This window comes from Vibrio splendidus 12E03, from assembly GCF_000272105.2.
Taxonomy (GTDB): domain Bacteria; phylum Pseudomonadota; class Gammaproteobacteria; order Enterobacterales; family Vibrionaceae; genus Vibrio; species Vibrio splendidus_I.
Genome location: NZ_AJZD02000032.1, coordinates 105561 through 128184 on the forward strand (window position 1 = coordinate 105561; position 22624 = coordinate 128184).

At 44.1% G+C, this 22624-nt stretch carries 14 protein-coding genes and 1 riboswitch; of the genes, 6 read left to right on the forward strand and 8 right to left on the reverse strand.

Annotation, left to right across the window (positions count from 1 at the left end; all coding sequences use genetic code 11):
- Positions 1–6: 6 nt before the first annotated feature.
- The 6 genes from mshL to A142_RS03840 form a co-directional block, all read right to left on the reverse strand.
- Complete coding sequence (gene mshL / locus A142_RS03815; protein WP_019826975.1) at positions 7–1665, reverse strand: pilus (MSHA type) biogenesis protein MshL; 1659 nt, start codon at positions 1663–1665, stop codon at positions 7–9.
- A gap of 15 nt (positions 1666–1680) precedes the next feature.
- Positions 1681–2013, reverse strand: coding sequence for a hypothetical protein (locus A142_RS03820; RefSeq protein WP_019826977.1), 333 nt, complete (start codon positions 2011–2013; stop codon positions 1681–1683).
- Positions 2006–2653 (reverse strand): type 4a pilus biogenesis protein PilO, encoded by a 648-nt coding sequence (gene pilO, locus A142_RS03825; RefSeq protein WP_019826979.1) that lies wholly within the window; start codon positions 2651–2653, stop codon positions 2006–2008. Before pilO ends, A142_RS03820 begins: the two co-directional genes overlap by 8 nt.
- Positions 2653–4095 carry an MSHA biogenesis protein MshI gene (locus A142_RS03830; RefSeq protein ID WP_019826981.1) on the reverse strand — a complete coding sequence of 481 codons (1443 nt, stop codon included), beginning with the start codon at positions 4093–4095 and terminating at the stop codon, positions 2653–2655. Before A142_RS03830 ends, pilO begins: the two co-directional genes overlap by 1 nt.
- A 2-nt stretch (positions 4096–4097) precedes the next feature.
- The gene (gene csrD, locus A142_RS03835) at positions 4098–6113 is read right to left on the reverse strand and encodes an RNase E specificity factor CsrD (protein WP_019826984.1); all 2016 of its coding nucleotides are present in this window, start codon (positions 6111–6113) and stop codon (positions 4098–4100) included.
- Positions 6114–6274: 161 nt separating this feature from the next.
- Entirely contained in the window at positions 6275–6832 is a 558-nt protein-coding gene (locus A142_RS03840) for a single-stranded DNA-binding protein (protein WP_017061342.1), read from the reverse strand.
- Positions 6833–7110: 278 nt separating this feature from the next.
- On the opposite strand from A142_RS03840, the gene A142_RS03845 reads away from it, so the two are divergent.
- The 4 genes from A142_RS03845 (at position 7111) to A142_RS03860 (ending at position 13629) form a co-directional block, all read left to right on the forward strand.
- Positions 7111–7758, forward strand: coding sequence for a LuxR C-terminal-related transcriptional regulator (locus tag A142_RS03845; RefSeq protein WP_029405754.1), 648 nt, complete (start codon positions 7111–7113; stop codon positions 7756–7758).
- Between the two features lie 156 nt (positions 7759–7914).
- A complete protein-coding gene (gene galU, locus A142_RS03850) occupies positions 7915–8787 on the forward strand; it encodes a UTP--glucose-1-phosphate uridylyltransferase GalU (RefSeq protein WP_019826989.1) in 873 nt (290 codons plus the stop codon).
- A gap of 150 nt (positions 8788–8937) precedes the next feature.
- On the forward strand, positions 8938–11769 hold the full coding sequence (uvrA, locus tag A142_RS03855; protein ID WP_019826991.1) for an excinuclease ABC subunit UvrA: 2832 nt from the start codon (positions 8938–8940) through the stop codon (positions 11767–11769).
- 96 nt (positions 11770–11865) lie between these two features.
- A complete protein-coding gene (locus tag A142_RS03860; protein ID WP_019826993.1) occupies positions 11866–13629 on the forward strand; it encodes a PglL family O-oligosaccharyltransferase in 1764 nt (587 codons plus the stop codon).
- Positions 13630–13737: 108 nt separating this feature from the next.
- Here the strand turns inward: A142_RS03860 and A142_RS03865 are convergent, their stop codons facing one another.
- Complete coding sequence (locus A142_RS03865; protein ID WP_019826995.1) at positions 13738–14877, reverse strand: pyridoxal-phosphate-dependent aminotransferase family protein; 1140 nt, start codon at positions 14875–14877, stop codon at positions 13738–13740.
- A 176-nt stretch (positions 14878–15053) separates the two neighbouring features.
- Positions 15054–15231: riboswitch (Lysine riboswitch) on the forward strand.
- A 108-nt stretch (positions 15232–15339) separates the two neighbouring features.
- Here A142_RS03865 and lysC point away from each other — a divergent pair.
- Positions 15340–16707 carry a lysine-sensitive aspartokinase 3 gene (gene lysC / locus A142_RS03870; protein ID WP_019826997.1) on the forward strand — a complete coding sequence of 456 codons (1368 nt, stop codon included), beginning with the start codon at positions 15340–15342 and terminating at the stop codon, positions 16705–16707.
- 114 nt (positions 16708–16821) lie between these two features.
- Here the strand turns inward: lysC and metH are convergent, their stop codons facing one another.
- Positions 16822–20499, reverse strand: a complete 3678-nt coding sequence (gene metH / locus A142_RS03875) for a methionine synthase (RefSeq protein WP_019826999.1) — start codon at positions 20497–20499, stop codon at positions 16822–16824.
- Between the two features lie 169 nt (positions 20500–20668).
- Between metH and A142_RS03880 the strand changes: the two genes are divergently transcribed.
- Positions 20669–21949, forward strand: a complete 1281-nt coding sequence (locus A142_RS03880) for a cation:proton antiporter (protein WP_019827001.1) — start codon at positions 20669–20671, stop codon at positions 21947–21949.
- Positions 21950–22624: the final 675 nt, after the last annotated feature.

Here is a 22624-nt window from a genome sequence, read left to right on the forward strand (position 1 = left end):
AAGCATTTACTCTTCATCAGGGAACCATTGCTGAAGCAGATCACGAGAACGTTCAAGCTCAGTTTGCCAAGTATTCACACCCACAACCGTCGGTTTAAGCAAAATCACGAGCTCGGTCTTTTGCGTCAACTGATTGGTGTTGCGGAACAAGTGACCCAAAGCCGGAATGTCGCCTAAGAATGGAACCTTAGAAGTCACGTCACTGGTATTTGATTTCATCAGGCCACCAATAACAACCACATCACCATCTTGTGCACGAATCACTGAATCAGACTCACGAATAGAGCTTTTCGCTAAAGGAAGCTGTACGACACCCGTTGTTGAGCCAAGGTTGAGTTCTTTAACTTCTTCTTCGACTTCGATAACCGCAGGGTGGACATGCAAGAATACGCTGCCTTTATCATCAATTTGAGGGGTCACATCTAATGAGATACCAGAGAAAAACGGCGTTAATTCCACTTCAGGTGCTACGTTGGCATTATCACCACTGCCAACCGCACTTGATAAATCTGTGACGTAATACTCGTCTGTGCCGACTTTGATCACCGCTTTTTGGTTATTTGCAGCTGTGACTCTTGGGCTAGAAAGCACATTGAGGTCGCCTTGAGTATCCATAAAGCTCAATACCGCCTCGAAGCTGCTCCCCGATACAACAATATTGGATTGACCACCAAGTGCTGCACCTATAGGGTCCATCCCAGGTAATGTGCCCGGAATAATAGCTCCTGTCGCATCTTTGACTATAGAACCCATGCCAACAGTGTAATTAGTTCCGTTTGACGAGAACATTTTCGTCCAGTTAATGCCCTGCTGGTAACCATCGCTCAACGTCACTTCCATGATTTTGGCTTCAAGGATAACTTGGCGTTGCAAGCGCTGTTGGGAAACACCTAAGAACTCGCGAACCTCACGAATTTCATCAGGGAATGCACGAACCGTAATCACACTCGCTTGAGGTGTCACGACAACACTTTGCCCATTCCCAGAACCAATTAGGTGTGCAACCGCAGCCTCAAGTTGTGGCCAGAAATCACTTTCAGAAGTGGTCTCAATCTCAGTACCGCCGTTCGAGGTAGAGTTTGAATTATTTGAAGAGTTCGATGAATTTGAGTCAGAACTTGAAGAGCTCGATGAACTGTTGTCTGAGTTAGAGATCGTACCCGTCGTTATCGTAGTCAATGAGCGACCAGCACGTTTAACCTGTAAGTAGTCGACAGGGATTGTCACAGTGCGAAGGCCCGCAGGGTAAACTTGAATCACTTTGCCACGCTTTTCAATATCGTAGCCATACATATCCTGAGCCACAGCCAGCACTTCATCTAGCGTCACATCCGTTAGGTTCAACGTAAGCTTTCCAGAAACACTTGGATGAATCGCTGCGCTGTATTCTGTACCTTTCACTAAACTGGCAAAGAAGGTTCTCGCTTCGACACCTTTTGCTTGAATACGAAAACGCTTCACGGTCTCCATTCCCGGAGACATGGCATCGGAATTAAGCTGAGGCATAAGATCATCTTGTACAGACGAAGGCAGGTCGTGAAGCGCCTTGCTGTTCGCTTCATTAATAGATTCGTTTAAAGACTCTTTTATCTCAACGGGATCACGATGCCCCATCGAACAGCCGACCAAAGATGACACTAGGATTGCTACTACAAGTTTACGCATGTCTTCACTCAAACCTTAATTATTCTTAATATCTAAAGAGAACATCTCTAATTTCCACTGCTTAGAGCTTCTCTGCAGAGTGACGTATTCTGAATCTATTTTCTTAACTCGATACCCTCGTATCGTCTCCCCTTGAGCAACAATTTCACCATTGAGAATGGCGTAGCAAGGCGTATCCGCTTTACACACGATGCTCTCTAAAGACGGTAGGCGATAATGAGTTGGCGATTTCTTCGCCGGCGCTGTTTTTTGTTGAGGCGTCATCCACCCCAGAGGTGCCGTTGGATCTTGCTCTGCCGACACCAGAGAGCTGGCAAACAGTAATGACAACAATAGAGTTCTAACCACCGATAAACTCCTGTCTGGTACCTAGCGTGTAAACCTCAAATACAAGTCGAGCTTTCGGGTATTCTTCTACTGTGTATTCAAATGTACGCCAGTAGTAACTCACAGGAAGAGATTCAAGAGCCTGAAGGTAAGCTGCAATATCAAAGTAACTACCAGTTAGCTCCATTCTCACCGGGTGAAGAAAATAACCGGAATATTCACTGGTCTCTTTGTTGTTCGAAATCGCTTCTGGCTTAAGTGATTCCAGCGATTCTAATTGCAGCCCAGTACCTGCATTGAGGACACTTTCGAGCAATTGCGACATTTGGGATGGAGAGATCAGCCCATCGACCATCTCGGCTAATTCAAGTGACAGTTCTTGGCTCTCTCGCATCAATTTTTTGTATTCGAGATTGATCTCTTTGTCTGGGTCTTTGTTCAATTTGGCTTGCAGAACAAGTAGCTCACCTTGCTGCCTCTGATTTGATTGAGTCAGGCTGGTCATCTTGGCATTTTTTGCTTGCAGATCGAGGTACACCGGCTCCACCAGTAAGGTAAAAAGCAGCATAAAGATACCAACAAAACCGCACACGAAAAGCAGCCACTTTTCTCTTGGGCTTAATGCAAGAAACTTATCGCTAAGTTGATTCCATTGCTGCATTACTTGCTCTCCCTACGAGTACTTAACTCAAAGCTCACCACATCTTGATCATTACGACCTATTTTCAGTTTTTCAAAAGAGCGGCCAACAAGATTAAGCTCATTTTTGAATTGACCAATCCAGTTAGGGACAACATTGGCATTGCGAGCTAAGCCACTCATATCTAACGTGTCATGGGTCATATAGATGTGCGAAAGAGAGATGTCATTTCGGCCTAATTGAGCTAAGGAATTCATGACGCCAGAATACCCGACTTGCTGAGACTCGTCGTATTGTCCAACCGCCTTTAGCGCCTCTTTTTTTGCTTGAGTCTCACGTTTGAGACGGTCAACTGCCGCCACTTTCTCAGGGGAGGGTTTATGTTGAGTTAACTGACTATTCAGTTGCTTAACTTGTTTGTTAAGCTGATTAGAGTCTTGTTGCAACACTGTTAATTCAGTGTCTAGATTGGAAGCTTGATAGTTCATGACAAAGTAGCTGCCAAGCAACAACGCACTAACCACTCCCCAACTCGCAGCCACATTCGCTAACGTAAAATACTCTTTTTTAGGCTTTAAATGCTCAGGGTAAAGGTTGACCGTAAACGTCTCTTTTTCAGCGGCTAATTGCACTAACAAACTTTCAGAGTTTTCGCGCTCACCTTCAACAAGCAAAGAGACCGTTGAGCTCAGTGTATTATTTAATGCAGTTTGTAATTCAGCTTCATCCTCTTCATCACAACAGATCTTTAGTTGATGAAGTTGGGTGCCTTTAATTTGCGAAGAAAGGTAATCAATCGAGCGTTGAAGCTCTAAAGCGAGGCCATCTAACTGCAGAGCACTTGACGCAACACCCGTTAAAGGTGGGACAACACTGCGGATGGTTCTTTGAAAACAAACGGTATTTTCAACAAACGCACCCAACTTAAAGTGTGAATTAGTGCTGCGCTGTAAAAGAATGAAATTAGACAGTTCGCCAGCGCTGTAACCCCAGATTTCATCTTCGGGAGCAACACCTATTAATTCAACCTGAGCCGAATTAGTGATATTCAGAAGCTTGTCCAACAGCTTTTTAGGCAGGACATATACTTGCAGCTTATTCGACGTCGGTAACGCGACCGCACTCGCGGTGATTTCCGTGACTCTTTCTGAAACAAGGTCTTTGAGTAAAAAAGGCAGTGCTACCGACCATTCACTCTCTGGAATGTCCGGTTTATCAATTTGGTAGGTTTGGTAGTAGTTAGCACAGACAATCAGCTGGAGGCTATTGCTGGTAAACGCCTCACTGCTAAGCGATTTTTTTAGCGCACTCTCCCAGTCCCCATTAACCACGGGAATGCTGGTTACTTGAGGCTCTTGCTCTGTCGATGAAATATAAATGGCATCGTTGCCTAACATGACAACTTGCGAGCTACCTTTATTATTCGTTGGCTTTATCTTGTCTAAAATCGCTTTAAAATTCATTCTTAACTACTACTCTTACGCCATCGATTTCTTCGACCAACTTTGACAACAGATTCCGCTTTCGCGGCCTTTTCTGCTTGATTAGGCAAAGGGATAATTTGTTGTTCTTCGTCGAAATATCTCCCTTGATAGCCGTTAATGCCTAACTCTATCAAGGTATTCTTTTCTTGTTTTGACTCGACTCCAACGGCAATAACTTGAGTTGGAGAATCACCGCACGCCCCAATTAAGCTGCGAACAAACAGTTGGTTCTCATGCCTTTGATCGATTTTCTTTATTAGGCTTCGATGAAGCTTAATATAATTAACCTTCAAATCCTTTATATAGTGGGTGCTAACAATGGTTCGTCCAGCTTGGCCTACCACAACTTTACACCCTAAACCTCGCAACATCTTTGCTACCGGTCTCATATAATCAAGATGAGCAATCAAGTGCCCTTCTGGAAACTCAAACGCAAGCTGAGATCGGTGTTGAGCAGAGAGCTGTAACAACTCACTCCTAAACCACTTAAAATGCTGTTTATTAGCAAACGGGGTAACATTCAGATTCACCGAATAGTTGATAGGTTGAGTTGATTCTTTCAGCGATTTCAATACAACCTTTAGAACCGATTGGTCCATTTGAGCTTGATAACCCACTTGCTCTACCGCAGGCATAAATCGAGACGATTTCAATAAACCTTTATCAGGATCCTGAATTCTAGCGAATATTTCTCTATGTAATTCATTAGCTTGACCAGATTCCGGCATAAGATAACACCGCTGAGCAAAGATTACTAAATTTTCAGGAAGCAGGGCTTTATCAAGTAATGTTCTCCAACGAACACTGCCTCTATCAAGCTCATTCTTATTCTCTTTCGGGTAACGGCTCCAGTTATTAATACGCTCTAACTGAGCACTCTTTAGTGCCGTTTCCGTTTCATCCATGATCTGGCTATGACGCTCACCTTCGGTATACATGGTTACACCAATATGACACCAGTCATCCGACTCTAAAGGCTCTGGCGGAGTTAGCTTATCTAACTGCCTTAAACACTGAGCAGCCAAGGTCGCAATATCTTTTGCGCCCTGATGAGGGATAAATACAGCAAAGTCCGCTTCGTAATAGCGAGAAAAAATGACATCGGGATAGCGTTGAACGATATTCGACAGTACTTCACCGACTTCAATAATAAAGCCGTCAGTGGTTTGCTTATCGTTAGCATCACTAACTTGCTCCCATTCGTCGATACGTATCAGTAACACACCGCCTCGAGCGCCACTTTCATGCAGTGCCGACTCCAGCTTATTATCGAATAAAACTCGGTTTGCCGTTCCCGTGAGTTTATCTAGGAAGGTGTGAGTACGAATAAAGGTATCAAAGCGACTTCGTTCTTGACGAGCATCTTGCAGCTCTTCAATCAATACATCTAAGGCTTCGCTTGCGGTATAAGGCCACTCTCGCTCATCTCCCTTTGCATGAGCTTCAACCTGACCGGCCAAGATCATTCTTCCTCGCTCTTCCAAAATCTCAGAACCCATGAGTTGCTCTTTCAACCAACGAACACCGCGAGCAAGACAGAAAAGGACCAATGCGACAGCCAAAGTAATTGACCACATCGCTTCCATTGAGTAGTTGTAGCCAATATAAGGAGGAAGCGCTTTAAATTCGATTCGGTAGCCTTCATTACGCTCTAAAATGAAGCTTTTCTCATAAAGACGATTGGGATCAATTTGTGGGGAAGTATCTTTGAAACGATAAACGATGCCGGTCTTGTTCGAGAGTTTCATCTCAACAATATTGCTCGCCTGTAACATCTTAGGCATCCAACGCTGCATTGAATACGCGGCATCAGGGTCTTCCATCTCTTTATCTACAACGTCGACAATGCCAACCAAATAATGGTCTAAATATTCCTGTCCAATACGCTTAAAGGAAAGTGTGCCACCAATAAAAAGAATGAACATCGCGCTGATCACTATCACGGTGACAAATGCGACCAATCGAGTGCTCAGTTTTAGTGTCGGGGTATATCTCATGAATAACGAAATCCTTTTCAACTCACATTATACCGTATTGCTACTTATACTATAAATTGACATTGTAAATAAAGCGTTAAGAATTGTAGGTAACAAAAAGCCGCGATGAACGCGGCTTTTTCCAATTTAATACTGTCTTTATAATATATTAAAAACAGGATCTAAAATGGGATGTCATCATCAAAATCCATTGGTGGCTCATTATATTGAGGTTGAGCCTGCTGAGGAGCTTGTTGAGGTGCTTTTGGCTGCTGTTGAGCGGGAGCACTGTATTGTTGCTGCTGTTGTTGTGGCTGCTGTGGCTGACCCCAACCACCTTGCTGTTGGTTGTTACCCATGCCACCTTGAGCAGGAGCACCACCTTGAGCACGGCCGCCAAGCATTTGCATTACACCATTGAAGCCTTGCACAACCACTTCAGTTGTGTAGCGATCTTGACCGCTTTGATCTTGCCATTTACGCGTTTGAAGTTGACCTTCAATGTAAACTTGAGAACCTTTACGTAGGTACTCACCAGCAACTTCCGCTAGCTTGCCAAACAGAGCAACACGGTGCCATTCTGTTTTTTCACGCTGCTCGCCAGTTGCTTTATCACGCCATGACTCTGACGTTGCAATGGTAATGTTCGCTACTGCGCCGCCATTTGGCATGTAACGAATTTCAGGGTCATTACCTAGGTTACCCACTAATATAACTTTGTTAACTCCACGGCTAGCCATGATTTGCTCCGTCTAAATTCATAGTCTCAGAAAATTTTAGCGCACAAGAATAGCATGCTTTTCTGCAGTGATAAATCGCATTCCTATTCTCTCCTCACTACAAAGAATAAAAACGTAACAAATCATGATATTCAGAGCGATGTTGCTTTTTTCTCCACTTACAAACCACTCATTTACTTTGATAATTGATATTCAACGCAAGTCACTATCAAGGCGCTAGAGAAGCTAAAGCCTGCATGACAACGTGGAATCTAATCCCCCTTAAACAGGACGTTTCAATGAGAAAATCAAGATACGCTCGCACTTTACACTTTCTGTGCATCGACCCAAACGACACCTATCTACATGTAAAAGAGATAGAAAAGCACTTATCTATTATTCTCTACAAAATGACGCCCGACGAATTAATGCTAGTTGATAGAAAGCAGAGTAACCGGATCTTGCTTGTCGATTACAGAGAGGTTCCACAACTATTGATTATTTGTCCTAACCTGACTGTTATGTGGAAAAACCATGAGATCATCTTGTTCAATGTCCCTCAGCAACTTCCGACATCTGAGCTTCTTACCTATGGTGTACTAAAAGGGCTATTTTACAACACCGAGCAGAAGGACAAGATTGCTCGTGGTCTTCAAGAAGTCATCGATGGAGAGAACTGGTTACCGAGGAAGGTAACCAATCAACTGCTGTTTTATTATCGTAATATGGTCAATACCAACACCACACCAACCAACGTTGATTTAACCATTCGCGAGATTCAGGTAATTCGCTGTCTTCAGTCAGGGTCATCAAACACACAAATCGCCGATGACTTGTTTATTAGCGAGTTCACGGTTAAATCTCACCTTTATCAGATATTCCGTAAGTTGGCGGTCAAAAATAGGGTTCAAGCGATTGCTTGGGCAAACCAGAACTTGCTTGCATAATCGATCCGCCCCTTAGTCTGACGATAATTTTGAGGGAAGCTCTAGTAAACCATAGGTATTGTTGCTGAATTTTCGACACAACTTATGCTAGAGTTGCCCTCAGAAATATCAACAACTCAGTTGAATCAATAATTATTATAGATAAAGGGTCTTATCATGATCAAAAAGTGCCTTTTCCCGGCAGCTGGCTACGGTACACGTTTTTTACCTGCAACCAAGTCAATGCCTAAAGAAATGATGCCTGTAGTAAACAAACCTCTGATTGAATACGGTGTAGAGGAAGCTATCGAAGCTGGTATGGATGGAATGTGCATCGTTACTGGACGTGGTAAGCACTCGATCATGGATCACTTTGATAAAAACTACGAGCTTGAACATCAGATTAGCGGCACCAATAAAGAAGACCTATTGGTTAATATCCGTGAAACGATTGAAGCGGCAAACTTCACCTACATTCGCCAACGTGAAATGAAAGGCCTTGGTCATGCTATCTTGACGGGTCGTGAGCTTGTAGGTGATGAACCATTCGCAGTAGTACTTGCCGATGACCTTTGTGTTAACGAGCAGCAAGGCGTATTGGCTCAAATGGTTGCGCTATACAAGCAATTCCGCTGTTCTATTGTTGCTGTACAAGAAGTTCCTGAAGAAGAAACTCACAAGTACGGTGTTATCTCTGGCGAAATGATTAAAGATGATCTTTTCCGTGTTGATGACATGGTAGAAAAACCAGAGCAAGGCACGGCACCAAGCAACCTAGCGATCATTGGTCGTTATATTCTGACTCCGGATATCTTTGAACTTATCGAGCAGACTGAGCCAGGCAAAGGCGGCGAAATCCAGATCACTGATGCATTGCTAAAACAAGCAAAAGCGGGCTGCGTATTGGCTTACAAATTTAAAGGTCAACGTTTTGACTGTGGTAGTGTTGAAGGTTATATCGAAGCTACCAACTACTGCTTTGAGAACCTATACAAGAAAGACCAACAGCAAGTCGAGCTAGGTAAACACTCGACACAAAAAGAAGCATAACGACTTGTTAATAACTAGCGTTTCGAATTCTAAAAGGGCGACTCTGTGAGTCGCCCTTTTTTGTTTTACTGTTTTTTTATCCAGTAAAACTTTGCACAAATCTCACTCTATGTAATACTTTAGCCACTTAAAATTACATGGTCTATTGAGATGGATAAAATAGAAATTAGAGGCGCTCGTACGCATAACCTCAAAGACATTAACCTAACCATACCTCGTGATAAGCTGACGGTTATCACCGGATTATCAGGTTCAGGGAAGTCATCACTTGCGTTTGATACCCTTTATGCCGAGGGGCAGCGTCGCTATGTTGAGTCTTTGTCAGCCTATGCTCGTCAATTTCTATCCCTTATGGAAAAGCCGGATGTTGACCACATTGAAGGTTTGTCTCCTGCTATCTCAATAGAACAAAAGTCGACCTCTCACAACCCTCGTTCAACGGTTGGCACCATCACTGAAGTCTATGATTACCTAAGACTCCTTTATGCTCGTGTTGGTGAGCCGCGCTGTCCTGATCACAATATCCCTCTTGCCGCGCAAACTATCAGTCAAATGGTAGACAAGGTACTAGAGTTACCTGCAGGCTCAAAAATGATGCTGCTAGCGCCGATCGTTAAAGAGCGTAAAGGTGAGCATGTTAAAACGCTTGAAAACTTAGCCGCTCAAGGCTTTATCCGCGCTCGAATTGATGGGGAAACCTGTGACTTGTCCGATCCACCAACCCTTGAACTGCACAAGAAGCACACCATAGAAGTTGTCGTTGATCGCTTTAAGGTCCGCCCAGATCTTCAACAGCGTTTAGCTGAATCGTTTGAGACAACATTAGAGCTATCTGGTGGCATCGCCGTAGTCGGTTGGATGGACGAAACAGATCAAGAAGAAATCGTATTTTCTGCTAACTTCGCTTGTCCAAAATGTGGTTACAGCATGCAAGAGCTTGAGCCTCGCCTGTTCTCATTTAATAACCCGGCAGGTGCCTGTGGTACGTGTGATGGTCTCGGTGTTCAACAATATTTTGATCCAAGCCGAGTGATATTAGATGAAAGCCTAAGTATTGCAGAAGGTGCAATCAAAGGTTGGGATCAAAAGAACTACTACTATTTCCAGATGCTCACATCGCTGTCAGAACATTATGGTTTTGATCTGTATGCACCATTTAATTCTTTACCTAAAAAGATTCAAGAGATCACTCTTAAAGGTTCAGGTCGTACTGAAGTGGAATTCAAGTACATCAATGACCGAGGTGATATTCGAGTCAAACGTCATCCATTTGAAGGCATCTTAAATACCTTAGAGCGCCGTTACCGTGATACTGAATCTAGCGCGGTGCGTGAAGATCTAGCCAAGTACATATCAACGAAATCGTGTTCTAGCTGTGATGGCACTCGCCTGAGACTAGAAGCTCGAAATGTTTTCATTGGTGATACAACACTGCCGGAAATCGTTGAGCTGAGCATTGCTGACGCACTACAATTTTTCCAAGAATTGAAATTAGACGGTCAGCGTGGGCAGATCGCAGATAAAGTGATGAAAGAGATCAATGATCGTCTGCATTTCTTAGTCAACGTAGGTTTGAACTACCTTAACCTATCACGCAGTGCTGAAACGCTGTCTGGTGGTGAGGCGCAACGTATTCGTTTAGCGAGCCAAATCGGTGCCGGCTTAGTTGGCGTTATGTATGTGCTGGATGAACCATCGATTGGCCTCCACCAGCGCGATAATGAACGTCTTCTGCAAACCTTGATTCACCTCAGAGACTTAGGTAATACCGTGCTTGTTGTGGAACATGACGAAGATGCCATTCGCTGTGCAGACCATGTCATCGATATCGGCCCAGGTGCGGGTGTGCATGGTGGACACGTGGTAGCAGAAGGTACAATGCAAGACATCATCGAAAACCCGAACTCTTTGACAGGACAATACCTGAGCGGTGCTAAAGAGATTGCTGTGCCAGGAAAGAGAACACCTATCGACAAGAAGAAGGTCGTAGAGATCGTTGGAGCGACAGGCAACAACCTAAAAAATGTGACCGCGACTATTCCTGTAGGCTTATTCAGTTGTATTACGGGGGTATCAGGTTCGGGGAAATCCACGCTGATCAATGACACCTTCTTCAAAGTCGCCCACACTCAATTAAACGGAGCCACGACTGCTGTTCCTGCACAACACAAAAAGATTAAAGGGCTAGAACATTTCGATAAGGTAATCGACATAGATCAAAGCCCTATAGGTCGAACACCAAGATCAAACCCTGCAACCTACACAGGGATCTTCACTCCTATCCGTGAACTATTCGCAGGCACACAAGAGTCTCGATCTCGAGGTTATAAACCAGGTCGATTCAGCTTTAACGTTCGTGGTGGTCGTTGTGAGGCTTGTCAGGGTGATGGCGTAATCAAAGTAGAGATGCACTTCTTGCCGGATGTGTATGTACCTTGTGATGTGTGTAAAGGCAAACGCTATAACCGTGAAACACTAGAAGTTCGTTATAAAGGCAAAACCATTGACGAAGTCCTTGAGATGACTGTTGAAGATGCTCGTGAGTTCTTTAATCCAGTTCCAGTGATTGCACGTAAACTGCAAACGCTTATGGATGTGGGTCTTTCTTACATTCGCTTAGGCCAAGCGGCAACCACCTTATCTGGCGGTGAAGCACAACGTGTTAAATTAGCTCGCGAGCTGTCTAAACGAGATACAGGTAAAACCTTATACATTCTCGATGAGCCAACAACAGGCCTTCATTTCCACGATATCCAGCAACTATTAACGGTACTGCATCGCCTACGTGATCACGGTAATACGGTTGTAGTCATTGAGCACAATCTCGATGTCGTAAAAACAGCTGACTGGATCTTAGATTTAGGTCCAGAAGGCGGACAAGGTGGTGGTGAGATTGTTGCAGAGGGCACACCAGAAGATGTGGCATTGGTCGAAGGTTCACACACCGCTCGCTTCCTTAAGCCTATGTTAAATTTGAAGTAGGTGTAAAATAGCGCCCTGCGAGCAGACAGAAAAATGTTAAAGTAACAGAGCTTGTTTCAGAAGGAACAAGCTCTGTTTTTATAAGGTTAGGGATTTATGGCAACAATACACACTAGCGGTACCCAGCTAGAAAATCAGGTCACTCAGCTACCACTCAACAAAGCATTTCTGGCTTCTTTGGCTGTTGTATTCTTGTTAGCCATGCATTTTTTCATGCCTAACCCTGGAGGCTCGGGGCTTGCGTTATCATTTAACCCAACAACTTGGCTGGCGCTAAGCTTCACGCTAGCAATTGGCTTTTATCAACTCGCGACCAATAGAGTACTTAAGTATTCAAAATTAACGATTGGCTTGTTGATAAGCTGCATCATACTCACGCTACCCGTTTTATACAGCAATGCTGCACCTCAAGGAGCGTCAGGACGCTTGCTTGGATTGTGGGCGGGCTTTGCATTATTCGTCGTGCTGCAGCAATTTAAATTCAGCAATAAGCACAAGCAGCGCATGTTGTGGTTCATTGTGCTTGCTGTTGTCATACAAGCACTATTTGGCTATGTGCAATATTTCGTCTTAGAGCCTGGCAACCTATTTGGCTACAACACAGCGGCAAACCGACCATATGGGATATTCCAACAACCGAATGTAATGGCCAGCTTCCTTGCTACGGGTTTTGTGCTGTCCGCTTATCTTTTAGCAAGGCAACCCGCTAAATATAACCATAAGATTAGTGAGTCGATTTTACTTTATCTAACCCCAACCTTAACCGTACCCCTGTTGATTATCATCGCTTCTCGTACTGGTTGGCTTGCGGCTGGAATTGGATTGATATGTATCCTGCCTTATCTTTACAAGTTCTCGACAAAAAAACGCTTCTACGGTTGGTGTATATCAGTAGTGGCTGGTATCGCTGTTGCGTTCACGGTGATCAACCTCAGCACGACAGATAGTCTTGCAAGTAAAAGGGCTAACTTAGAAAGCCCACGAGCTTATACCTTCCCACAAGCTTTAGATATGATGATCGAAAAGCCATTTACCGGTTATGGTTACGGGAAATTTGAGTCTGAATACACGCTATATACGGCTCGCCAACATCAACTCAACTCGAACTATCACCCAGGTCTTCCTTCAATGGATCACCCGCACAATGAGTTCCTGTTTTGGGGAGTTGAAGGGGGGATTGTACCAATCATCGGGATCTTGGTTGCTGCAATATTGGTTATGTCACGCATAGCAAGTTCTGCAAAGGGAACGCGTCTAGCCCTGCTTGCTTTATTTATCCCGATCCTTTTGCACTCTCAACTTGAGTATCCTTTTTACCACTCGGCGATTCACTGGATAACATTCATTATATTGATTTACTGGGTAGATCAGCGCTCTTCCCGACATTATCAACAGTCGTTCAGTATCATCAGCAAGACACTGTTTAGAGTGTCGAGCTTAGTACTCCCTATCTTGGTCAGTTTTTATATGTTGAGCGCCCTGCATACCAACTATGTACTGACTAAGTTTGAACTGTCTAAGCCTAAGAACCCAGATATTCTTAAGCAGGTAACGAACCCCGTGGTGTGGAAAGATCGCTACGATTGGGATATATACAGCACTTACCTTAATATTGGCCTCTACAAAGCCGACCCAAGTCTTATACAGCCTTACATCGATTGGTCACTAGAGATCATTAAGAGCAAACCAAGACCGGCTTTCTACAGCAATCTGATTCTGGCGTATCAAGGCCTAGGAGAAGAAAGTAAAGCAGAACAAATTCGTAGCGAAGCGAACTTTTTATTCCCTAACAGAGACTTTTCAAAGGTTCAGTATAAGAAAGTGTCACAAGCAGAAGATAACGTTTCGTCTGCTGAATAATGTTTAGACCTCACAACTAAAGCACCATTTAAATAGGAGCTTGGGGGTAGATACAAAAAAGCGCACGTTTCCTCGTGCGCTTTTCTATTTAATTTCAGTTTATTACAGCTATTTCAATACATCTTTTAGCGCTTTTAGACACAACGCGACATTCTCTTTACGAGCGCCGTAGCCCATCAAGCCGATACGCCATGCCTTACCAGCCAAAGAGCCTAACCCAGCACCGATTTCAAGATTATATTCTTCTAGAAGCTGCGTTCTGATCTGAGCTTCATCAATTCCTTCAGGGAAATACAGTGCGTTCAGCTGCGGCAAGCGACTCTCTTCATCAACCACAAACCTTAACCCTAGCGCTTCTACGCCTTCTTTAAGCTCTTGGTGCATCGCATGATGACGAGACCACGCATTATCTAGGCCTTCATTTTTCAACAAAACCAGCGACTCATGCAGAGCATAAAGGCTGTTCACGGGTGCGGTATGGTGGTAGCTACGCTTACCTTCTCCACTCCAGTAACCCAATACTAAACTTTGATCCAAGAACCAGCTTTGTACTGGTGCTTGGCGGGCTTTCATTTTATCAACCGCACGCTGAGAGAAAGTCACTGGAGATAGCCCTGGCACACAAGACAGACATTTTTGGCTGCCAGAATAAACCGCATCAAGCTGCCACTCATCAACCAGCAATGGCACACCACCTAATGATGTCACCGCATCAACAATCGTTAACGCATCAAACTGACGAGCGATAGCTGAGATAGCTTGAGCATCAGATAGCGCTCCGGTTGATGTCTCTGCATGAACAAAAGCCACAGCAACAGCATCGGGATTTTCTACCAATGCTTGTTCTACCTTTTCAACTGAAACGGGCTTGCCCCATTCGTCATCAACAAGGATGGCTTGGCCACCACAACGCACCACGTTTTCTCGCATACGCTCACCGAAGACACCGTTACGACAAACAATCACCTTTTCACCAGGCTCAATCAAGTTAACAAAACAGGTCTCCATACCCGCACTGCCCGGTGCAGAAACGGCAATCGTAAATTCGTTTTCAGTCTGAAAAGCGTATTTAAGAAGCTGTTTAAGCTCGTCCATCATCGCAATAAACAGCGGATCTAAGTGACCTATGGTTGGACGGCTCAAAGCCTGTAACACTTGAGGTGAGATATCTGAAGGCCCCGGCCCCATTAACGTTCGGTGTGGTGGATAAAAGCTATCGATAGCAGTAGTGAGTGTTAAATTAGACATGTACATCCCTTACGTTAATGTTGTGAACAATCCACCCTAAAGCAAATTGATTACCTCAGCAATTAGTCATAAGTATTGAGGTCAAACCACTGTCACATAATTGTTAAAATTATTTTTCAATTATCTCAAGTTACGGATTGACATTGTTACCACAAAAACGTTCAATGAAACGGCTATCTAGCAGAAGAGGAGCACTGCCCAGGCAGATGTTTTGTGGAACCGCATTTCCAATACAAAACATTTATGGGGAGCAGTGCCGAGATAATAAAAGGATGCAGGACCTTTATTATCGGTTGAGCGGGCTGAATCCCTTCAACTGTCGCCATTTCTATATGGTGAAGAGCTTCTGAGGTTACTATTCTAATAATTCCTCTCTTTTTGCTCTAAAACTCTCTTCGAAAAACATCGGACGTTGGATTACCCAACCGTAATTTTATTTTAGGAAGTCGTGGGAGATATATCGTGAGTGCATCTAATGTAGCTGGTTCTTTTAATGTCGCTAAGTTTGGTGGAACAAGTGTTGCCAACTTTGAAGCAATGAGCCGTTGTGCTGCCATTATTGAAAACAACTCAAACACGAAACTGGTCGTGAGTAGTGCATGCTCTGGTGTCACTAACTTGCTGGTTGAACTGGCAAATGGTGTTCAAGACAAAACTCGTCGTCAGGAACTAATGGCGCAATTAGCGGATATTCATAACGCAATTCTTGATCAACTCGCAGACCCAATCAGCATCGAAAAAGAAGTTCACAGCATTCTTGATGACATTGCGAGCGCTGCAGAGGCTGCATCATTCCAAACAAGCACTAAACTGACTGATCACCTTGTCGCATGTGGCGAGTTGATGTCGACACACATCCTTGCTCAAATCCTTCGCGAACGTGGTACACCTGCGGTTCGTTTCGATATCAGAGAAGTGATGCGCACCGATGATGATTTCGGAAAAGCAGAACCACAGCTAGAAGAGATTGCTGCTTTGGCAAAAGAGAAATTGATTCCACTTTGCCAACAACAAGTTGTCGTTACACAAGGTTTTATCGGCGCTGATAGCGAAGGTAACACCACGACTTTAGGCCGCGGTGGCAGTGATTACTCAGCAGCATTGATTGCCGAATCTGTACAGGCGATTGGTCTAGAAATCTGGACGGATGTTCCGGGTATTTACACCACTGACCCTCGTATTGCACCTAAAGCTTCTCCTATCCCAGAGATCAGCTTTAGTGAAGCATCGGAAATGGCAAACTTTGGTGCGAAGATCTTGCACCCATCAACGCTAGTACCTGCACTACGCCACCAAATACCGGTATTTGTCGGCTCTTCTAAAGCGCCAGAGTTAGGTGGTACTTGGATTCGCCAACAAGTTGAGAGCTCCCCTCTATTTAGAGCGCTTGCCCTACGCTGCAACCAAACCATGGTTACGCTACGCAGTGCTAACATGTTCCACGCCTATGGCTTCTTAGCAAAAGTGTTCGAGATCCTTGCTAAACATAAGATCTCTGTCGATCTTATCACTACCTCAGAGATCAGTGTGTCACTTACTCTGGATCAAACAGACACATCAGGTGGTGCTCCTGAGTTACCTGAAGCCGCTCGCCTTGAGCTTGAAGAGCTGTGTTCTGTCGATATTGAACACGACCTATGCCTTGTTGCACTTATTGGTAACAACATGAGTGAAAGCAAAGGCTATGCGAAGCAGGTATTCGGCACTCTTGAAGATTTCAACCTACGCATGATTTGTTACGGAGCAAGCCCACACAACCTGTGTTTCTTGCTAGATGAATCTGTTTCTAAGTTGGCGATTCAAAAACTGCACCAAGAATTGTTTGAGTAAAAATGCGTTTATCACCAACAGATAAATAACTAAATCTCAGATACAAAAAGGGTTGCTGTTAAGCAACCCTTTCTCTTTTTTACTATACGAATCAAAGCTCGTCGTAGATTCAAACTAGTTAATGTTTGGACCTAACCACTTCTCGGCTTCTAACATGTCCCAACCTTTGCGGTCAGCATAGCTATCCACTTGATCCTGTTGAATCTGTGCAATAGCAAAGTATCTAGCATCAGGGTGTGAGAAATACATACCAGACACTGAGGCACCAGGCCACATCGCGTAGCTTGTCGTTAATGACATATCGATTGCCTTTTCAACGTCCATCAGCTCCCACAACGTACCTTTCTCTGTATGCTCTGGGCAAGCAGGGTAACCTGGAGCTGGACGAATACCTTGGTATTTCTCTCGAATCAAATCGTCGTTAGACAAATTCTCATCTGGCGAGTAACCCCAAATATCCTTTCTCACTTCTTTATGCAGATATTCCGCGAACGCCTCAGCCAATCGGTCAGCAACCGCCTGAATCATAATCGCGTTGTAGTCATCGCCTTTCGCTTTGTATTCATCAGCCAGCTCTCGCTCACCAATACCACCCGTAACCGCAAAGCCACCAATCCAATCCGCTTTACCGCTTTCTTTTGGCGCAATGTAATCAGACAAACAGTAGTTAAAGCCTTTTGGTTTCTCTGTTTGTTGACGAAGATTGTGTAGAACTTTTAGAACTTCGGTACGAGATTCATCGGTATACACCTCAATATCATCACCAACACTGTTCGCTGGGAACATGGCACACATGCCACGCGCTTCAAGCAGCTTCTCTTTCTCTACGCGATCCAGTAAATCATTGGCATCTTTGAATAAACGTTTTGCTTCTTCACCCACTTCTTCATGGTCCAAAATAGCTGGGTATTTACCAACCAATGACCATGTCATAAAGAATGGAGTCCAATCGATGTACTGACGCAAAGTCGCCACATCAAAATCATTGAAGATGTGAACTCCCGGCTTAGCGGGTGCCAGTGGCGTATACGCATCCCAATCGATAGCAACTTTATTGGCACGAGCTCTTTCAAGCGTGACAGGCTTGGTACGAGGCTTCTTACGATTGTGCTGATCTCGAACGCGATCGTAATCGATATCCAGCTTCTCAACGAAAGCGGGTTTCAATTCATCAGAAAGTAGTGAAGTACAAACACCCACTGCACGCGAGGCATTATTTACGTATACAACAGGTTCTGAATAATTCTGTTCAATCTTAACTGCTGTGTGAGCTTTAGATGTGGTTGCACCGCCAATCAGAAGAGGCAGCCTGAAACCCTGTCTCTCCATTTCTTTAGCAACATGTACCATTTCATCAAGAGACGGTGTAATCAGCCCAGACAGGCCAATAATGTCGACATTCTCTTCTTTGGCTACCTTGAGAATCTTTTCACAAGAAACCATCACACCTAAGTCGATAATTTCGTAGTTATTACACTGCAAAACCACGCCAACGATATTCTTACCGATATCGTGTACGTCTCCTTTAACCGTCGCTAACAGAATCTTACCGTTAGTCGCACCTACTTCTTTGGATGCATTGATGAACGGTTCTAAGTGCGCAACGGCCTGTTTCATAACACGTGCAGACTTTACAACCTGTGGTAAGAACATCTTACCTTCACCAAATAGGTCACCAACAACGTTCATACCATCCATTAATGGGCCTTCAATCACTTCAATAGGACGAGAGGCATTAACGCGAGCTTCTTCGGTATCTTCAACAATAAAGTCGGTGATACCTTTTACCAAAGAGTGCTCCAAACGCTTCTCTACAGGCCAAGTTCGCCACTCTAATGCCGATTTATCTTCAACCTTACCGACTGCGCGCTCTAGGTATTCGGTCGCCATATCCAGCAATCGTTCTGTCGAATCATCACGACGGTTTAGTACGACATCTTCAACAGCATCACGCAGATCTTCTGGAACATTATCGTAAATTTCTAACTGACCAGCGTTTACGATGCCCATATCCATACCATTTTTAAAACAGTGATATAGGAATACTGCGTGGATTGCCTCACGGACGTAGTTATTGCCTCGGAATGAGAACGACACGTTCGATACACCACCAGAGATCATCGCATAAGGGAGATCGCGTTTGATATCCCCTACAGCCTCGATGAAATCGACCGCATAGTTGTTATGTTCATCAATACCAGTAGCTACTGCGAAAATGTTCGGGTCAAAAATAATATCTTCTGGCGGGAAACCAACTTCATCAACAAGAATGTTGTAGGCATTGGTACAGATCTCGACTTTACGCTCTCGAGTATCAGCCTGCCCGACTTCATCGAATGCCATTACGATGACAGCTGCACCATAACGACGAACTAACTTGGCTTGCTCGACGAACTTCTCTTTGCCTTCTTTTAGAGATATTGAGTTAACAATGCCTTTGCCTTGAATGCATTTCAAACCAGCTTCGATAACTTCCCACTTAGAAGAGTCGACCATGACTGGCACTTTCGAGATTTCTGGTTCTGAGGCACATAGATTAAGGAATTTAACCATACACGCCTCAGCGTCTAGCATCCCTTCATCCATGTTGATATCGATAATCTGTGCGCCATTCTCAACTTGCTCTCGAGCAACACTCAAGGCTTCATCGTAAAGCTCTTCCTTAATAAGGCGCTTAAAGCGAGCTGAGCCCGTAACATTGGTACGCTCACCTACGTTCACGAATAAAGATTCTTTAGCAATCGTCAGAGGCTCAAGTCCAGAAAGGCGACATGACACAGGTAGGTCAGGTAACTGACGAGGGGTTACGCCTTCAACCGCTTCTGCCATTTGGCGAATGTGCTCTGGCGTAGTACCACAACAACCACCAATCAAGTTCAAGAAGCCACTTTCAGCCCATTCCTTAACGTGTTCAGCCATATCTTCAGGAGAAAGGTCATACTCACCAAATGCATTAGGTAAACCCGCATTAGGGTGAGCAGAAACATTACACTCTGAGATACGAGACATCTCACCGACGTACTCTCTCAGTTCATCAGGGCCTAATGCACAGTTCAATCCAAATGAGATAGGTTTTACATGACGAAGGGCGTTGTAGAATGCTTCTGTCGTCTGTCCTGAGAGTGTACGACCTGATGCATCAGTGATGGTACCGGAGATCATCACAGGAAGAGTAATACCCACTTCTTCGAAAACAGATTCGACTGCAAAAGCACACGCTTTCGCGTTCAACGTATCGAAGATAGTTTCGATAAGAATTAAGTCTGAACCGCCCTTAATGAGCGCGCGAGTCGACTCAGAATAAGCTTCAACTAACTCGTCAAAGCTAACATTTCGATAACCTGGATCGTTTACATCAGGCGAGATAGAACAAGTTCGGTTAGTTGGACCTAATACACCCGCGACGAAGCGAGGCTTGTCTGGGGTCTTTGCGGTCCATTCATCAGCCGCTTCACGAGCAAGCTTGGCAGCAGCAAAGTTAATTTCTTCACTAAGGCTTTCCATATCATAGTCGGCCATAGCGATGGTTGTAGCGTTAAAGGTATTGGTTTCGAGGATGTCAGCCCCAGCTTCCAAGTATTCTGAATGGATATCTTTGATAAGCTTAGGCTGCGTAAGAACTAAAAGGTCATTGTTACCCTTTAAGTCACTGTGCCAATCAGCAAAGCGTTCACCACGATAGTCTTGCTCTTCCAATTTATAATCCTGAATCATGGTGCCCATGCCACCATCAATCAGTAAAATTCGTTGCTTCAACAGAGCATCAATCTTTTGCCTTACATTACTTCCCACGGTACAACCTCATTCCTTTAATTATCCCCCCATCCTATCACACATTAAAAAGGAGTCTAGACGTCTAAAAAAGGAAATTGATTACCGACTCATGACAAAAAAATGTTTGCTATTTGAGCATGAGACAACGAAAATTCATATTCATACTTTGTTACATATTGGAATCCCAATGTCGGTCTATTACACCTTATGCTTCTTGTCCGCTGCAGCCATGCTTATTGCTTTCGTGAATACCAAAATTGGTAAAATGCAGACAACCATCGCCATCACAGCTGGCTCAATGATGTTATCTCTATTGATTATCATTGCGGGACAAAACAATTGGTTCCAATTGGCTGACATCGCCTCAGAAACCGTTGCCAGTATCAACTTTGAAGATTTCTTACTTAAGGGAATCTTGGGGTTCTTGCTCTTTGCCGGTGGTTTGGGGATTAAATTACCAAACCTAAAAGACCAGAAGTGGGAAATAACAGTACTCGCATTAGGTGCAACGCTGTTTTCAACATTCTTTATCGGTTTTGTGCTGTACGGGTTCTGCCAGTTCATCGGTATTCAATTTGATCTAATTTATTGCCTACTGTTTGGTTCTCTAATCTCTCCAACCGACCCAATAGCGGTTCTAGCTATAGTAAAAAAACTCGATGCTCCTAGACGAATCTCTACTCAAATAGAGGGAGAGTCTCTATTTAACGATGGTTTTGGTTTAGTTATCTTCGTAACACTATTTACCATAGCCTTTGGCACAGAAGCTCCGACTGTCGGTAGCGTGACCATGTTATTCGTCCAAGAAGCGATTGGCGGAATTATCTACGGTTTTGTTTTAGGTCTCGTATTCCACTACCTAATCAGCAACACCGATGACCACTCGATGGAACTGTTATTGACCATCGGTATCCCAACTGCTGGTTATGCGTTTGCTGAAGTTCTCCATGTATCAGGACCATTAGCGATGGTGGTGTCGGGTATCATGATTGGTAACTGGACTCGCTTTATCGGATTCTCGAAAGAGAGTGAAGATCACCTAGATCACTTCTGGGAATTGATAGATGAATTCTTAAATGGCGTATTGTTCTTATTAATCGGTATGTCGATGCTATTGTTCAAGTTCCACCAAGAAGACTGGATTTTGATGGCGTTTGCAGTTCCTCTAGTACTAAGCGCACGCTACCTAAGCGTTTTCTTGTCTTACATCGGATTCAAACGCTTTAGAACTTACAATCCGTGGTCGATTAAGATTCTAACTTGGGGTGGTTTACGCGGTGGTTTAGCTCTAGCCATGGCACTTTCAATCCCTTCGGGTATCTGGGTGATTGAAGACAAGGCAATAGATGTTAAAGAGATAATCCTTGTCATGACCTATGCCGTTGTTGTGTTCTCAATCTTAGTTCAAGGATCAACAATCACTCCTATGATAGAGAAAGCAAAACAAGCAGAGAAAGAGCTAGATTAACACCTAGATAGATCAACCAAGGCCGCCTACTTTAGGTGGCCTTTTTTATACCCAATGAAAGTCAAACTCACCAATTCCCATACTGAAGCTATCGCTGAAAGGTATGCGTGGAACATAGATCTCATATCGATATTTGATACCGCTAATATTTGAGTAATCGAAAGCCTTAATGTGGGGTGGCCAGAACTCTTTAAGTAGGTTAAGTCATACAGAGAACTCGTTCTTCTGCGCACTCGCTAGTCTACCCAATAAACCACTTCCAAGATTATATAAGTATCAATCGAACGGCTTCACGTTTCACATGGAAACACAAATAACAGAACTCAATGCCTCGCTGGAATAGCGTTAGTTAATAACTAGCAGAACTACAGAGTAAAATGAGTGTTGAGTAGGTAGAGATAGCTACAGGAGTACTTGATGCTTTCAGCATTACTTCTAAAGATGACAGGGGCGGAGAGATTAGACCGGGCTGACGATCCAACTCCCAACATTGCTTCGTAGAAGCAACAGATGCAAAAAAGCCTCAGCATTTCTACTGAGGCTTAGGGTATGGAAAGGTTGGAGGTTTCGACTCCCAACACGCGCTGTTTTAGTAAGTCGGAGAATCCGCTACTTTGCTAATAGCGTATATTGGATTCAGAAAGCAAAAGGCTCTAGCATTTCTGCTAGAGCCTT

Excerpts from the sequence above, each read along its gene's own strand:
- mshL (WP_019826975.1), bottom strand. The coding sequence starts at position 1,665 with ATGCGTAAACTTGTAGTAGCAATCCTAGTGTCATCTTTGGTCGGCTGT.
- pilO (WP_019826979.1), bottom strand. The coding sequence starts at position 2,653 with ATGCAGCAATGGAATCAACTTAGCGATAAGTTTCTTGCATTAAGCCCA.
- A142_RS03830 (WP_019826981.1), bottom strand. The coding sequence starts at position 4,095 with ATGAATTTTAAAGCGATTTTAGACAAGATAAAGCCAACGAATAATAAA.
- csrD (WP_019826984.1), bottom strand. The coding sequence starts at position 6,113 with ATGAGATATACCCCGACACTAAAACTGAGCACTCGATTGGTCGCATTT.
- A142_RS03840 (WP_017061342.1), bottom strand. The coding sequence starts at position 6,832 with ATGGCTAGCCGTGGAGTTAACAAAGTTATATTAGTGGGTAACCTAGGT.
- A142_RS03845 (WP_029405754.1), top strand. The coding sequence starts at position 7,111 with ATGAGAAAATCAAGATACGCTCGCACTTTACACTTTCTGTGCATCGAC.
- galU (WP_019826989.1), top strand. The coding sequence starts at position 7,915 with ATGATCAAAAAGTGCCTTTTCCCGGCAGCTGGCTACGGTACACGTTTT.
- uvrA (WP_019826991.1), top strand. The coding sequence starts at position 8,938 with ATGGATAAAATAGAAATTAGAGGCGCTCGTACGCATAACCTCAAAGAC.
- A142_RS03860 (WP_019826993.1), top strand. The coding sequence starts at position 11,866 with ATGGCAACAATACACACTAGCGGTACCCAGCTAGAAAATCAGGTCACT.
- A142_RS03865 (WP_019826995.1), bottom strand. The coding sequence starts at position 14,877 with ATGTCTAATTTAACACTCACTACTGCTATCGATAGCTTTTATCCACCA.
- A142_RS03880 (WP_019827001.1), top strand. The coding sequence starts at position 20,669 with ATGTCGGTCTATTACACCTTATGCTTCTTGTCCGCTGCAGCCATGCTT.